This is a genomic window from Stenotrophomonas sp. Ste96 (assembly GCF_024519495.1).
In the GTDB taxonomy this organism is placed as follows: domain Bacteria; phylum Pseudomonadota; class Gammaproteobacteria; order Xanthomonadales; family Xanthomonadaceae; genus Stenotrophomonas; species Stenotrophomonas bentonitica_A.
This window is the reverse complement of sequence record NZ_JALJRX010000001.1, coordinates 1,377,320-1,391,162: the sequence shown is the minus strand read 5'-3', so window position 1 is coordinate 1,391,162 and position 13,843 is coordinate 1,377,320. Positions and strand designations below refer to the sequence as shown.

The window sequence follows — 13,843 nt, the reverse complement described above, 5'->3', positions numbered from 1 at the left end:
GGGGCTCAGCGCGAGTATGCGCGTGGTTCGCTCGACGCCGGGGCCTGGTAGCGGTCGCGCAGTTCTGTCTGGCGTGAACGCATCGGCATCGCGCGGCCCCCCAGCCAGACCTGCTCGGCATAGTGGCCGACATCCAGCGGATCGCCCTCCCACAGCACCAGGTCGGCCAGCTTGCCGGGCTCGATGGTGCCGAGGCGGTCGCCGACGCCCAGCGCCTGTGCCGGGACCCGGGTCAGGCCGGCCAGGCCATCCCCCCAGGGCAGCCCGTTGGCGACCGCATTGCCGGCCAGCTGGCGCATCTTGCGCGCGTTGTGCGAGGCATCGTCGCGCTGGGCGAAGCTGACCGGCACGCCGGCCGCCTGCAGGCGTGCGGCGTTCTGCAGGGTCGCGCCGAGTTGGTCGAAGCTGGTCGGCAGGTTGCCCAGCCCATCCACGAACACCGGCACGCCGGCCTGGGCCAGCTGCGGGGCCAGGCGCCACGCCTCGGCCCCGCCGGCGATGGCGATCCTGACCTTCTCGCGGCCGGCCCAGCGCAGCAGCTGGCGGATGTCGGCGGCGCGGTCGACCTGCACCACGATCCGCCCCTGGCCGGCCAGGTAACGCGCCAGCGTGGCGCGCCCGGCCGGTGTCAGCAGGGCATGCGGCGAATCGGCCGGAACGCGGCCCCGTGCTTCGCTGACCATCTGCTCCAGCAGCATCCACTGCGCGGCGCGCGAGGTGCCGGTCAGCTCCGCACCGGACGCGCCGAGACGAATGAACAACGCCTGCGGGCCGACCGGATCGGCACTGCCGTCCAGCCGCACCACCCCGCCCTGGCCGGCGATGAAGCCGCCGCCGGTATTCGCCCCGAGCAGGGTGAAGCCGATGCCGTCCAGCCGCGCGACCGGGATCAGCACCGAGTCCGGATTGAAGGCCAGGGTCACGTCGAATTCGGGGCGCAGCGGCTGGTCGTCCAGTTTCAGTGTGCTGTCCACCGTGGCTGACTCGCCGGAGACTTCTTCGATGCCGACATCGGTGATGCCGCCGAACAGCGCCGGAGTGAGCGGCCTGCCTGCCGCTTCGACCACGGCCACGCCGGCCGGCGCCGACAGGCCCGGACCGACGGCGCGGATCACGCCGCCCTGGACCAGCACGTCGCTGTGCTCCAGGCTGCCGCGTGCGGCGGCGGTATGCACGGTGGCATTGCGGATCAGCAGATCCTGCGCGAACAATGCGGGGGCGGCGCAGGCACCGGCAAGCAACAGCAGTGCGCGCGGCAGCAGGCGCATCGGGACGCGGCGGCTCATGGGCGCGCCTCCTGGCCAAGCATGAAGTCCGACAGCGGCTGCCGCCTCACGTCCTGGCGGTCATAGACCTGGTGGCCATCCACGTAGACTTTCTCGGCCAGCGCATAGGAGCTGAAAGGACTGCCGTTCCACACCACCACATCGCCCATTTTGCCGGCCTCCAGGCTGCCGGTCTGCGTCTCCACGCCGAGCGAGCGCGCTGCGTTGGAGGTCAGCCACATCATGGCCCGCTCCGGGGCGATCTCGATGCCGGCACGACGTGCGTTGGCGATCACCTTGGCCGCCTCCTGGTTCAAGCGCTGGATGCCCTCGGGCGAATCCGAATGCACGATCGCGCAGCTGTTGGCCGGGCGGTCGACCAGCGCGATGTTCTCCTGGATGCCATCGAAGGCTTCCATCTTGAAGCCCCACCAGTCGGCCCACAGCGCACCGCACACGCCTTCCTCGGCGAGCCGGTCGGCCAGCTTGTAGGCCTCCACCGCGTGATGGAAGGCGGCGATCTTGAAGCCGAACTCCTTGGAGAGATCCAGCATCGTGGCCATCTCATCGGCGCGGTAGCAGTGGATGTGCACGCGGATATCGCCCTGGATCGCGCCGGCCAGCGTATCCAGCTTGAGGTCGCGCTTGCCGCCGCTGTCGCCGGCACTGTCGCCCTTGTCGTCACCGCTGAACCAGCGCTTCTTCTTCGGCTGTTTCGGGGTGTTCTTGGCGATGTACTCGCTGGCATCGATGAAGGCCGCACGGTAACCGGCGACATTGCCCATGCGCGTGCCCGGGGCGGTGCCCTTGCCACCGTAGACGCGCTTGGGGTTTTCGCCGCAGGCCATCTTCAGGCCCCACGGCGCACCGGGGAACTTCATGGACTGGTAGGTCGTCGCGGGTACGTTCTTCAAGGTCACGCCGCGGCCGCCGACCAGGTTGGCCGAGCCGGGCAGTACCTGCATCGAGGTCACGCCACCGGCCAGCGCCGCGGCGAAGCCCGGATCCTGCGGCCACACCGAGTGCTCGGCCCAGACATTGGCGGTGACCGGGGCAGTCATCTCGTTGCCGTCGCTGTGCGCGCTGACGCCCGGGCTGGGATACACGCCCAGGTGCGAGTGCACATCGATGATGCCCGGCGTGACCCACTTGCCCTGGCCATCGACACGCACCGCATCGGCCGGTGCCGTCAGGCCGGTACCCACCGCCGCGATGCGGCCGTCGCGCAGCAGCACATCGGCGTTGTCCAGGCGCACGCCGGTGCCGGTGAGCACGGTGGCATTGCTGATCAACACCGGCGCCGAGGCGATCGGCGCATAGGTGCTGGGGTAGGGATCCTGGAGGAAACGCGACGCGGCGGGCGCCGGCGCGGACACGATCGACATCAACGCCAGGCCAACGCCGACGCTCAACAACTTCTGCATGGTTCTCCCCGAAGCCGCATGGACACAATGACCCGACGCTAGCCGGGAGCGGGGCGCCTTGCCAAGTGACCTTTTGCATATTTTTATCAAATGGGATCTAGCATCGTTATCAGAAACAATTGTGAACTTTCCATGAATTTTTCGGTTACGCTCAGGTCGGCATCGGCGTGATCGATGCCGGTTCCAGAAGCATTGCTGATCCTCCCGTTCCAGATTCCGACACTCGAACCAGATCAAGGAAGTTCTCAGTACATGACCCTGCACTCCCTGTCCCGCGCGGCGTCCCGCCGTCCTTCGCCGTCCCTGCTGGCCTCGGCCATCACCGGCACCCTGCTTGCCGCCATCGCCGTTCCGGCGCTGGCCAGCCCCACCACCGATGTCCTGCAGCGTTACCAGCAGCAGCGCGCAGAGCAGTCCGTCGCGTTCGCGCGTGACCTGCACAGCGCTTCGCTGGCGGCGACCTTTGTTGCGCCGATCGGCGCCAACGACCAGACCGTTTCCTTCACGAGCCCGCGCACCAGCGCCGAGGCCGCCGGCCCCATTCTGGGCAAGCCGGGTGATGTGGAAAGCTGGCATAGCGATGAGTTCAATGCCGACTGGGGTCTGGCCGCGATGGGGGCCGATTACGCGTATGCGCGCGGCCTTACCGGTCAGGGCGTGCGCTTGGGCGTGTTCGATTCGGGCTCTGCCCTTGCCCACGACGAATTCGCCGGACGCAACACCTCCAGCATCTCCATCGGCAACGGCGGCTGCGCCGACCCGAGCATCGTGGCGGGCGAAGGCGCCTGCGGCAGTACCCGCGGCGACCAGCCCGGGTACAACTACTACGGTCTGGGTCCCGGTGTGCCTCCCGCGCTTGCTGATCGACTGATCGCGGCGGGCCAGCCGTACGGTTTCAGCTACGCCGACCATGGCACGCACGTGTTGGGTACCGTTGGCGCCAACCGCGATGGCACCGGGATGCATGGCGTGGCCTTTGGCGCCAACCTGACCGCTGCCCGCGTCTTTGGCGACACGTATTACGAGTGGCGCCTGGATCCTGACAACTTCTACCGGCCGCGTGCGCTGTATCGCACTGACCCGGACGATGCAGCAACGCTGGACATGTATGCACAGGCCGAGGCACAGGGCGTGCGCGTGCTCAATCACAGTTGGGGTATCTCGACCCGCCATGCCACGGTGGCCAGTCTGGACGCGCAGTACGCAGCGATCGGCGCGGACTATGGTGTTTACGGCAGCATTTACGGTGATACCGAGGGTGCACCGGGTTCCAAGCTGATCCAGGTGTGGTCGGCAGGCAACTCGGCCGGGGGGATGGCCGGCATCACGGCGGCATTGCCGCGCTGGAACCCGGAGATCGAGCCGTACTGGCTGGCCGTCGCGAATGTCCGCCTCCCCACCGCAGGGGAAACGGACTACGTCATTGATGCCAGTTCCAGCATCTGCGGTGCTTCGGCCAACTGGTGCCTGTCCGCACCGGGCACCAACATCGCCAGCACGATCGTGGCCGGCGAGATCAACGGTCGCATGGAGCTGACCGAGGATTACCTGCGTTTTCTCATCGAAAGCGAAAGTCCTGAATACACCTACGGCTACAAGACCGGCACATCGATGGCGGCACCGCACATCACCGGTGCGCTCGGTCTGCTGATGGAGCGCTTCCCGTACCTGGACAACGCACAGGTACGCGATGTGTTGTTGACCACGGCACGCGACCTGGGCGCGCCCGGCGTCGACGCGATCTACGGCTGGGGCATGGTCGATCTGAAGACCGCCATCGAAGGCTACGGCCTGCTGCGCGTGGACACCGACGTGGTCATGAACCAGAAGGCCGGTGGCCTGAAGGTGTGGGAAGGCGATGCGTGGGACGACTGGACCAATGACATCGGCGGCCCGGGCAAGCTGACCAAGTCCGGCATCGGCTGGCTGCGCCTGAGCGGTGACAACAGCTTCAACGGCGCCATCGTGCGCGACGGCGTGCTGGAACTGGACGGTGCCAATGCACTGACCGCTTCGGTCGATGTGCAGGGCGGCCAGTTCCTGCTCAACGGCAGCCTGGTGTCCACCACGCTCAACAGCCTGGGGGGCAGCAGCGTGATCTCCACCACGGGCGTGCTCGAGGGCTCGGCGCTCAACGTGACCGGCGGCTCGGTCACGTTCAACGGTCTGCAGCAGGCCGGCGCCACCAGCGTCGGCAGCGGCGGCAGCTTCGTGCTCAATGGCCGGCTGGTCGACAGCTCGCTGACCTCGGCGGGTGCCACCCGCGTCAATGCCGGGGCCCTGCTGGACGGCTCGGATCTGTTCGTCACCGCCGGCACCGTGTCCTTCAACGGTGTGCAGCAGGATGGCGCGACGGTGGTCGGTGCCAAGGGCACCTTGAAGGGCGTCGGCACGCTGGGCAGCACCCGCGTGGAAGGCATCATCGCCCCGGGCAACTCGATCGGCACGCTGACCGTCAACGGCGATTACGTGCAGACCGCCACCGGCATCTACCAGGCCGAGCTGGCGCCGGGCAGCCGCAGCGATCTGCTGCGTGTCACCGGTACGGCTACGCTGGGCGGCACGCTGAAGGCGCTGCCGGAGGCCGGCGTGTACTACCTCGGCGAGCAGTTCAACTTCCTGCAGGCCGCCGGTGGCATCAACGGTCAGTTCGCCACGACCGACTTCTCGGCCTTCTCGCCGTTCCTGAAGTTCAGCCTGGGCTACAGCGCCAATGGGCTGCGCATCGACGTCGCCCGCGGCAACGCGCTGGCCAGCGCTGCGGTCACGCCGAACCAGATCGCCGTGGCCACCAGCGCCGATGGCCTGGCCATCAACCAGGGCCTGCCCAGGCCGCTGACCCAGCTGTTCCCGGCCCAGGTCGGTGCAGCATTGGATGCGCTGAGTGGTGAACTCCACGCCGCCACGCCGATGGCGCTGGTGGAAAGCAGCCGCTACCTGCGTGATGCGGCCCTGAGCCGTGCGGTCGGCGTGCGTTCGCCGGGTGCCGCGGATGAGGCTGCCGGTGGTGCGTGGGTGCAGGCGATCGGGGGCAGCGGCAAGCTCGACGGCGATGCCAACGCTGCGCGCACCGATTCCAACAGCAACGGGCTGCTGGTCGGTGCCGATCATGTGTTCGGTGGTGGCTGGCAGGTCGGTGGGCTGGTCGGTACCGGCCGTACCGACATCAAGCAGGCCGCGGGTCGCGGCGCCCGGTCGGAGATCGACAACACCCACTTCGGTGCCTACGTGGGCAACCAGTGGGGGGCATTTGGCCTGCGCGCCGGTCTGGGCTATTCCCGTCATGACGTGGACAGCAAGCGTCAGCTGACGTTTGCCGGCTACCAGGACGCGCTGTCGGCCAAGTACGACGCCACCACCCGCCAGGGCTTCATCGAGGGCGCGTACCGCTTCGGTGGTCGCGAGGCCGGACTGGAGCCGTACCTGCAGTTCGCCCGGGTCGAGGTGGATGTGGACGGCATCACCGAGCAGGGGGGGGCTGCGGCACTGCACGGCCAGGTCGCCGACACCCGCACCAACGTGGCGACCGCCGGCGTTCGGTTCGACAAGGGCCTGAAGACCTCGTGGCAGCAGGAAAGCTGGCTGCATGTCCGCGGTGGCGTCGGCTACCGCCGTGCCTCCGGCGACCGCAGCCAGGTCGCCGATCTGGCCTGGACCGGCGGCAGCAGCTTCGCGGTCAGCGGTGCGGCGATTGCCGACAACGCCGTGGTCGCCGAGCTGGGCCTGTCGGCCTGGTTGAGCCCGCGCAACCAGCTGGAGCTGGGCTACAACGGCACCTTCGGTGACGACGCCCGCGACCGCAGCGTCACCGCGCGCTGGTCCGTGCAGTTCTGACCTAGCGGTACCGGTAAACGGGAAAAGGCGGCCATGGGCCGCCTTTTTCTTGCCCACGGCCGCCAGGTCGCGATCGCCACTTGCGCCGCTGTCATCCAAGGTGGAAGGTTCAAGCAGGCGGGCAACCCGCGCCCGCAGAGAACCGGACAGTCACAAGGAGGTGCCGATGAAGGTAACCGAAGGCTTTGATCGCAGGCATGCCAGGCACTACTACCTGGTGCTGGTCCTGCTGGCCTTCGCGTCTGGCCTGATGCTGGTGGCCGGCTTCGTGGAGCATTCGCCCAGCGGGCTACCCAACGAGGTGCGCATCGTCCTCGCCGCCCTCTCCCTGTTGTCGTGCACTGCCAGCTACCTGGCCATCAAGCGGATCCAGTACCCCTTTCTGCTGGTTGGCATGTCCTCCATCGCCTTTGCGGCGTCGCTGTGGGGCTTTGGTGCGCCCATGGCGCTGGTCCTGCTGCTGGCCATACCCGCCGCCCTTCTTTCGCTGGCCTCGCTCATCCTCCACGGCAAGGCCGATGGGATCGACCACCCGGATTGAGTGCCCACCCTCGACGCCACGCGGCGGGTCTCGCAGAATTGTCGCCTGTCGTTCGTTGGATCCATCATGAAAACCAAGCAGGACATCGTTGAAAACTGGCTGCCGCGCTACACCGGCGTGCCGTTGGAACACTTCGGCCAGCACATCCTGCTGACCAACTTCGGTGGCTACCTGCATACTTTTTCCCAGCTCACCGGGGCGCCCATCCAGGGCGCGGACCGGCCGATGGCCAGCGTCACCAGTGACGACATCACCCTGATCAACTTCGGCATGGGCAGCCCCAACGCGGCCATCATCATGGACCTGCTGTCGGCGGTGATGCCCAAGGCCGTATTGTTCCTGGGCAAGTGCGGCGGGCTCAAGCGCAAGAACCAGCTGGGTGACCTGATCCTGCCGATCGCCGCGATCCGTGGCGAGGGCACCTCCAGCGATTACCTGCCACCGGAAGTCCCGGCCCTGCCGGCCTTTGCCCTCCAACGGGCGGTCTCGACCATGGTCCGCGACCTCGGCCACGACTACTGGACCGGGACCGTCTACACGACCAACCGCCGGGTCTGGGAGCACGATGAAGCCTTCAAGGAAAAGCTGCGGGTGATGCGCTGCATGGCCATCGACATGGAGACGGCAACCCTGTTCGCCGCCGGCTTTGCCAACCACATCCCGATCGGGGCCTTGCTGTTGGTGTCCGACCAGCCGATGATTCCCGACGGCGTGAAGACCGAGGTCTCCGATGCCAAGGTCAGCTCACAGTTCGTCGAGAACCATATCCAGATCGGTATCGAGGCACTTAAGCTGATACGGCGCAACGGCAAGTCGGTCCGCCACCTGCGTTTTGACGAGTAACGGCAATGGAACGGATGGGCGTCTTGGGGCGGGCCATCCACAGGGGTAGTGAATGGACGTGGCGGCACAAGTAGTGGAGTTCTGGCGCGACGCAGGACCGCAGAAGTGGTTCGCGCGCGATGACGCGTTCGATGCGCGGTTTCGCCAGCAGTTCCAGGACGCGCATTTCGCCGCCGCCCGGCGTGCCCGCGAGCATTGGCTCAGCAGTGCCGATGGCGCACTGGCGCTGATGATCCTGCTCGACCAGTTCCCGCGCAACTGCTTCCGCGATACGGCCCATTCCTACGCCACCGATGGCCTGGCGCGTCATTACGCCATGCGCGCGGTGGAAGAAGGCCTGGACCTGCAGCTGGTGCCCAAGCTGCGGGCCTTCATCTATCTGCCGTTCGAGCACTCCGAGGATCCGCAGGACCAGGAACGCTCGGTGGCGATGTTCGATGCGCTCGGCGACAAGGAATACCTGCAGTACGCCGAACTGCACCGCGACATCATCCGCCGGTTCGGCCGCTTTCCGCACCGCAATGCGGTGCTGGGCCGGATGCCGACGCCGGAGGAACTGGATTACCTGGCCGAAGGCGGGTTTGCGGGATAACCGATGGACGCCCGGGCGCCACGCACAAAAAACGCCGGCATTGCCGGCGTTTTTCTGTGCAGTGACGTGCTGAAGATCAGTACTTCGGCACGCCGTTGTCCACATCGTTCGACCAGGCATCGATGCCGCCGGTGATGTTGGACACCTTGGTGAAGCCCAGGGCACGGAACTGCTCGGCGGCCTGTGCGCTGCGGCCACCGTGATGGCACAGGAAGGCCAGCGCGGTGTCCTTGGGCAGGGCTTCCAGGCGGGCGCGGTTGTCGCCGTCGAACGTTTCGAACGGGGCGTTGATCGCCGCGATCGCACGCTCGTCGGCCGGGCGCACGTCGACCACGGTGATGCTGCCGGCACGCAGCTGGTCGTCGGCGTCGCGCACGCTCAGTTCCTGCACCGCCTTGGGGGCGTTCGGGTTGTCGATCGCCAGGCCCTTGCCGCGGATGTCGTCCACCCAGTCGATGGTGATGCCTTCGGCGCGACGGGCGCTGGCCAGGTCGAACTGCACGCGCAGGCCGTTGGACTCGGCGGCGATCGCGTTGTCGTCGTGCGGGGCCAGCTGGAAGTTCGGCTGGAAGCGCGCGTCGATGCCCAGCTGCAGCGCAGCACCCGGGGAATCGGCCAGCGCGCCACGCAGCATTTCCACCGCGGCCGGGGTCACGGTGATGCGCGGCGGGGTGCGGTCCGGGGCGGCAAGCCCAAGCACGCTGCTCAGCTCACCGCTGCCGGCCATCTGCAGGATGATGTCGCTGCCACCGATCAGCTCGCCATCGATGTACAGCTGCGGGATGGTCGGCCACTCGCCGTAGGCCTTGATGCCTTCGCGGATCTCCGCGTCGGCCAGCACGTTGACGTGGTCGAACTCCACGCCGAGGTCCTGCAGGGCGCCGACGGCCTTGGCCGAGAAACCGCACTGCGGCATGCTCGGCTGACCCTTCATGAACAGCACGACGCGGTTGGCGTTGAGAATGGATTCGATGCGCGAGCGCAGGGCGGGATCAAGGGACATGACGGTCGGGGTCCGGATATGCGAACCGCCTATTCTACGCGGCATGGCATCATGGGGCATGACCGTACCGGAAACGTTGTATCGCATTCCCCGGCGCCCCTGGCGCTGGCTGCCGTGGCTGGTGCTGTCGCAGGTGCTGGTGGTGCTGGCCTGGGTCGCCTGGGGCTGGCGCTGCGGGCTGCCGCTGATGGTGGCGTCCCATGCCCTGTTCATGGTGCCGGTGTTCCTGCCCAACAGCCGCTTCTATGCACCGGTGCTCAGCCGCCTGCCTGGCCAGGCGCGCAAGGTCTGGCTGACCATCGATGATGGGCCGTCGGAAGAAACCCCGGCGGTGCTCGACCTGCTGGACCGTTACGAGGCCAAGGCGACCTTCTTCCTGGTCGGTGAACGCGCGCAGGCGCGGCCGGAGCTGGTGCAGGCGATGCTGGCCCGCGGGCACAGCCTGGGCAACCACAGCCACCGCCACCCCCAGACCCGCTTCTGGCGGCTGGGGCGGCAGGCCATGGCGGAGGAAATCGCGCTGTGCCAGCAGGCCCTCACCGCGATCGCCGGCACGCCGCCGCGCTGGTACCGCTCGGTGGTGGGGATGACCAATCCGTTCGTGGCCCCTGCATTGAAGCAGTGGCAGCTGACCCGGGTCGGCTGGAGCGCCCGTGGTTTCGACGGTGTCGATTGCACGCCCGGCCAGGTGGTCGAGCGGATCACCCGTGATCTGGCGCCCGGCAGCATCGTGCTGCTGCATGAGGGCGCCGCGCATGGCCACAACCTGGCCATCATCGAAGCGGTGCTGCAGGCGGTGCAGGCGCGTGGCCTGCATGCCGGCCTGCCGGACTGACGCCAGACCGGGGACCGGCGCAGGCCGGGCTCAGCTCAGCGAGCCGATGACCATCAGCAGCACCACGCCGAGCATGCTGCCGATCGAGAACACCAGGCCGAGCACGGCGAACACGCGGCGGCGGTCCGCCTGCAATGCACCGGCCACGCCCAGGCCGAAGGCCACCAGCTGCATCAGGGCGGTGAGCATCAGGCCAAGACCGACCAGGATCGCCGACATCGAGGTTTCTTCCATGCCGCCCGGCGTCGTGGTCTCGATGATGCCGGCGATGACGACCAGGCCCAGCATCAACACGGCGCCGCACACGGCGGTAATGAACGCGGCAATACCCATGCCGGAATGAGGGGTGTGCATCAGGGCTCCTTGTCGATGCGGTGGAACGGACGGTGTCAGTGGGCCAGGGCGGGCGTGGTCGGGGTCGTGGCGCCTGCGGGCGGGTGCGACGCATGCCACTGGTCGCTGATCCAGCCCCCGAGCGAGAGCTGGGCGATCAGCAGGCCCAGAGTCACCAGCAGCGCGATGATGCCGAACAGGCGGCGCCGGCGGGGTTGCAGCACGCTGCCCAGGCCGAGCAGCAGGGCCAGGATCGCCAGGCCGACGCTGCTGCCCAGCAGTGCGGCCAGCGACCATGGCAGCTCGCGCATCGCCGCGTGTTCGGGCGCATGGGCGTAATGCATGCTCAGCAGCAGCATCACCAGGCCCACGCCACTGACGATCAGCGCGGCGATGCCAAGCGCGGAATGTCGGGTCTGTCGAGGCATGGGCGGCTCCGTGCCGGAAGGGGGGCGCGAGTATGCGCGCGTGCGGCCGGTGGCGCGAGCCACGTCGGTCAAGCGACGCGCGCCCGATCGCCGACGATCAGCCAGTTGTTGAACGGGGTGTTGCCATACAGCGGTGTCATCCGCAGCTGCAGCCCGGCCCGCTCCAGGGGGGCGCGCAGGCTCCCGGCATCGGGGTAATGGCGTGGCCGCGTGCCCATCCAGCCAACCAGGTGCGCGAGCATGTCGGTGATGCGCGTGGTGCGATCGCGGCCACTGTTGTCGGCCAGCACAGTGCGGACCACCAGCCGCGCACCGGGCGCCACGCGTGCGGCGGCCTCGTGCAGCAACCGGGTCTGGGCCGGGGCAGGCAGGTACTGCAACACGTCCAGCAGCGCGACGTTGCCGTGGTGTGCGGGCAGGGCGGCGCTGGCATCCACGCAGGTGAACCGGGCGTGCGGCAGCGCGGCGCGTGCGCTGGCCCGCTCGGCGCGGGCAACTTTGTCGGCGTCGATATCCAGGCCGTGGTACGCCAGCGCACTGCCGTGCTGGTGCAGCACGTGGGCCAGCAGGCCCAAACCGCAGCCGATATCCAGCAAGGGCGCGGCAGGTGCATCCTCCAGCGCGGCGAGCACCCCGGGATACAGCGGATCGCTGCCAAGTTTGCCGCGGCTGTAGTAATAATCGCGGCGGTTGCCGAAGCGCTGTGCCGGCAGGAACGCCGTGGCGATCCGGCGGGCCTGCTCCCTGGCCAGCGGCAGCGTGGCCTCGCTCAGCGGCTCGGCTCCGCCCACAGCACGCGCGTGACTTCAAACGCGCGCTGGTGCCACAGCGTGTACATCGCCGCGGAGGGGTGCAGGCCATCGTCGGCCAGCATCACCGTCTCGCCCCCCCATTGGCGGCTCAGGTCGGTGATGTCGACAAACGCTACATCGTGCTCGGCGCAGATCGCTGCCGCCGCCGCGTTGTAGGCATCCAGTTCCTGCCCGATCCGCACGCGGTCGCGGCCGGATGCCACGGCATACGGGGTCACGCCCCAGTCGGGGATCGAGAGCACCAGCACCCGCGCGGCACGGTCACCGGCGAAGGCGAGCGCGCGCTGCAGCAGCGCGGTGAAGCGCGGGCGGTACTCGTCCACGCTGCGCCCACGGTATTGATCATTGACCCCGATCAGCAGGCTCACCAGCTCGAACGGCCCCTGCGATGCGCCTGCATCGATGCCGGCTTCAAGTTCGTCGGTGGTCCAGCCGGTGGTGGCGATGATCGTCGGATCATCCACCGCAACGCCGATGTCGCGAAGCGCTGCCGCCAGCTGCGTCGGCCAGCGCCCGGCCGGCGCGACGCCTTCGCCGATCGTGTAGGAGTCACCCAGCGCCAGATACGGCAGGCCCATCAGGCTACCGCGCTGCGCGGCTTGAGCGGCACCACCTTGGTGTTGGCCTCGGCACGGCGTGCCAGGGCGCGGTCGATGCGTGCGAACACATCGCGCATCACCTCCGGCTCGGGCAGCAGGGTCACGCGGAAGTGGTGGCGGTAGGGCACGTTGAAGCTCGAACCCGGCACCACCAGCACGCCTTCCTCGTTCATCAGTTCCAGCGCGAAATCATGGTCGTCGAAGCTGCGTGCCGCCGCACCGACCACCGCCGGGAACGCATACAGCGCGCCGGCCGGCGCCACCAGCGACAGATGCTCACTGGCATCGCAGGCCTCGATCACCGCGCGGCGGGTTTCATACAGGCGGCCACCGGGCGCGCACAGCGGCGAGATGGTGTCCGGCCCGTTCACCGCCGCGTCGATGGCGTACTGGCCGGGCACGTTGGCGCACAGGCGCAGCGCGCTGAGCAGGTCCATCGCCGCGCGGAACTCGCCCAGCCGCTCGGCCGCGCCGGACAGCATCGCCCAGCCCACCCGCCATCCGCAGGCGCGATGCACCTTGCTCAGGCCGCTGAAGGTGATGCACGGGTGCTCGCCGGCCAGCGGCGCGACGGCATGGAACTGCGCATCGTCGTAGAGGATCTGATCGTAGATTTCATCGACCATCAGCAGCAGGTTGTGCTTGGCCGCGATGGCGACGATGCGCTCAAGCAGCTCGCGCGAGTAGCTGGCGCCGCTGGGGTTGTTCGGGTTGATCAGCACGATCGCGCGGGTGCGCGAGGAGACCAGGGCCTCGATCTCGACCGGGTCGGGCTGGAAGCCGTTCTCCGGCGCGCAGCGGTAATAGACCGGGCGGCCATCGTTGAGGATGGTCGCCGCCGACCACAGCGGGTAATCGGGCGAGGGCACCAGCACTTCGTCGCCCGGGTTGAGCAGGGCGCGCAATGACAGGTCGATCAACTCGCTGACGCCGTTGCCGATGAATACCCGGTCCGGGTGCGCATCGGGTGCGCCGCGCCGGGCGTACGCGGCGGCGATGGCTTCGCGCGCCTCCGGCAGGCCCTGCTGGTGGGTATAGGGATCGGTGCGGCCCATGTCGTCGGCGATCGCGCGCTGCAGGTGCTCCGGCGCACGGAACCCGAAATTGCCCGGGTTGCCGATGTTGAGCTTGATCAGCTTGCGGCCCTGGGCCTCCAGCTCCCGCGCTCGTCGCGCCAGTTCGCCCCGGATCTCGTAGCGGACTTCGGACAGGCGCTCGCGGGTGGCGAGCGGCTTCAGCGGGGGCGTGGACATGAACGGGCCGTCATTCAGGCATGGAAACCGCATGGTAGCGGAATTGTTGCGTTGCAGGGCAAGCGTTTCCGGCCGCATTCC

General features: G+C 68.1%; 13 protein-coding genes. 5 read left to right on the top strand and 8 right to left on the bottom strand.

The window, feature by feature from the left end:
• Positions 1–5: 5 nt before the first annotated feature.
• Together OC373_RS06280 and OC373_RS06275 are read right to left on the bottom strand one after the other, a co-directional pair.
• Positions 6–1,286, bottom strand: a complete 1,281-nt coding sequence (locus tag OC373_RS06280; RefSeq protein ID WP_261997279.1) for an amidohydrolase family protein — start codon at positions 1,284–1,286, stop codon at positions 6–8.
• Positions 1,283–2,689, bottom strand: a complete 1,407-nt coding sequence (locus OC373_RS06275) for an amidohydrolase (RefSeq protein ID WP_070425916.1) — start codon at positions 2,687–2,689, stop codon at positions 1,283–1,285. Before OC373_RS06275 ends, OC373_RS06280 begins: the two co-directional genes overlap by 4 nt.
• Before the next feature lie 252 nt (positions 2,690–2,941).
• Here OC373_RS06275 and OC373_RS06270 point away from each other — a divergent pair, with 252 nt between their 5' ends.
• From OC373_RS06270 to OC373_RS06255, 4 genes are all read left to right on the top strand, one after another.
• Positions 2,942–6,523, top strand: coding sequence for an autotransporter serine protease (locus OC373_RS06270; RefSeq protein ID WP_261997278.1), 3,582 nt, complete (start codon positions 2,942–2,944; stop codon positions 6,521–6,523).
• A gap of 166 nt (positions 6,524–6,689) precedes the next feature.
• A complete protein-coding gene (locus tag OC373_RS06265; protein ID WP_261997277.1) occupies positions 6,690–7,064 on the top strand; it encodes a hypothetical protein in 375 nt (124 codons plus the stop codon).
• A gap of 66 nt (positions 7,065–7,130) precedes the next feature.
• Positions 7,131–7,907 carry an AMP nucleosidase gene (locus OC373_RS06260; RefSeq protein ID WP_019183763.1) on the top strand — a complete coding sequence of 259 codons (777 nt, stop codon included), beginning with the start codon at positions 7,131–7,133 and terminating at the stop codon, positions 7,905–7,907.
• 52 nt (positions 7,908–7,959) lie between these two features.
• Positions 7,960–8,499, top strand: coding sequence for a DUF924 family protein (locus OC373_RS06255; RefSeq protein WP_019183764.1), 540 nt, complete (start codon positions 7,960–7,962; stop codon positions 8,497–8,499).
• 76 nt (positions 8,500–8,575) lie between these two features.
• Here OC373_RS06255 and grxD read toward each other — a convergent pair whose 3' ends face one another.
• The gene (gene grxD / locus OC373_RS06250) at positions 8,576–9,502 is read right to left on the bottom strand and encodes a Grx4 family monothiol glutaredoxin (RefSeq protein WP_261997276.1); all 927 of its coding nucleotides are present in this window, start codon (positions 9,500–9,502) and stop codon (positions 8,576–8,578) included.
• Positions 9,503–9,560: 58 nt separating this feature from the next.
• On the opposite strand from grxD, the gene OC373_RS06245 reads away from it, so the two are divergent.
• Positions 9,561–10,337, top strand: coding sequence for a polysaccharide deacetylase family protein (locus OC373_RS06245; RefSeq protein WP_261997275.1), 777 nt, complete (start codon positions 9,561–9,563; stop codon positions 10,335–10,337).
• Positions 10,338–10,367: 30 nt separating this feature from the next.
• On the opposite strand, the gene OC373_RS06240 is transcribed toward OC373_RS06245, so the two are convergent.
• From OC373_RS06240 to OC373_RS06220, 5 genes are all read right to left on the bottom strand, one after another.
• Positions 10,368–10,691 carry a hypothetical protein gene (locus OC373_RS06240; protein WP_046273502.1) on the bottom strand — a complete coding sequence of 108 codons (324 nt, stop codon included), beginning with the start codon at positions 10,689–10,691 and terminating at the stop codon, positions 10,368–10,370.
• Positions 10,692–10,726: 35 nt separating this feature from the next.
• Entirely contained in the window at positions 10,727–11,098 is a 372-nt protein-coding gene (locus OC373_RS06235; RefSeq protein ID WP_046273503.1) for a hypothetical protein, read from the bottom strand.
• A 68-nt stretch (positions 11,099–11,166) separates the two neighbouring features.
• Entirely contained in the window at positions 11,167–11,850 is a 684-nt protein-coding gene (locus OC373_RS06230) for a class I SAM-dependent methyltransferase (protein ID WP_261997338.1), read from the bottom strand.
• A gap of 17 nt (positions 11,851–11,867) precedes the next feature.
• A complete protein-coding gene (locus OC373_RS06225) occupies positions 11,868–12,488 on the bottom strand; it encodes a GDSL-type esterase/lipase family protein (protein WP_261997274.1) in 621 nt (206 codons plus the stop codon).
• Positions 12,488–13,762, bottom strand: coding sequence for a pyridoxal phosphate-dependent aminotransferase (locus OC373_RS06220; protein WP_019183771.1), 1,275 nt, complete (start codon positions 13,760–13,762; stop codon positions 12,488–12,490). Before OC373_RS06220 ends, OC373_RS06225 begins: the two co-directional genes overlap by 1 nt.
• Positions 13,763–13,843 lie beyond the last annotated feature (81 nt).

What these genes read in the sequence shown, in the direction of transcription:
- OC373_RS06280 (WP_261997279.1), bottom strand. Translation starts at nt 1,286, where the DNA reads ATGAGCCGCCGCGTCCCGATGCGCCTGCTGCCGCGCGCACTGCTGTTG.
- OC373_RS06275 (WP_070425916.1), bottom strand. Translation starts at nt 2,689, where the DNA reads ATGCAGAAGTTGTTGAGCGTCGGCGTTGGCCTGGCGTTGATGTCGATC.
- OC373_RS06270 (WP_261997278.1), top strand. Translation starts at nt 2,942, where the DNA reads ATGACCCTGCACTCCCTGTCCCGCGCGGCGTCCCGCCGTCCTTCGCCG.
- OC373_RS06265 (WP_261997277.1), top strand. Translation starts at nt 6,690, where the DNA reads ATGAAGGTAACCGAAGGCTTTGATCGCAGGCATGCCAGGCACTACTAC.
- OC373_RS06260 (WP_019183763.1), top strand. Translation starts at nt 7,131, where the DNA reads ATGAAAACCAAGCAGGACATCGTTGAAAACTGGCTGCCGCGCTACACC.
- OC373_RS06255 (WP_019183764.1), top strand. Translation starts at nt 7,960, where the DNA reads ATGGACGTGGCGGCACAAGTAGTGGAGTTCTGGCGCGACGCAGGACCG.
- grxD (WP_261997276.1), bottom strand. Translation starts at nt 9,502, where the DNA reads ATGTCCCTTGATCCCGCCCTGCGCTCGCGCATCGAATCCATTCTCAAC.
- OC373_RS06245 (WP_261997275.1), top strand. Translation starts at nt 9,561, where the DNA reads ATGACCGTACCGGAAACGTTGTATCGCATTCCCCGGCGCCCCTGGCGC.
- OC373_RS06240 (WP_046273502.1), bottom strand. Translation starts at nt 10,691, where the DNA reads ATGCACACCCCTCATTCCGGCATGGGTATTGCCGCGTTCATTACCGCC.
- OC373_RS06235 (WP_046273503.1), bottom strand. Translation starts at nt 11,098, where the DNA reads ATGCCTCGACAGACCCGACATTCCGCGCTTGGCATCGCCGCGCTGATC.
- OC373_RS06225 (WP_261997274.1), bottom strand. Translation starts at nt 12,488, where the DNA reads ATGGGCCTGCCGTATCTGGCGCTGGGTGACTCCTACACGATCGGCGAA.
- OC373_RS06220 (WP_019183771.1), bottom strand. Translation starts at nt 13,762, where the DNA reads ATGTCCACGCCCCCGCTGAAGCCGCTCGCCACCCGCGAGCGCCTGTCC.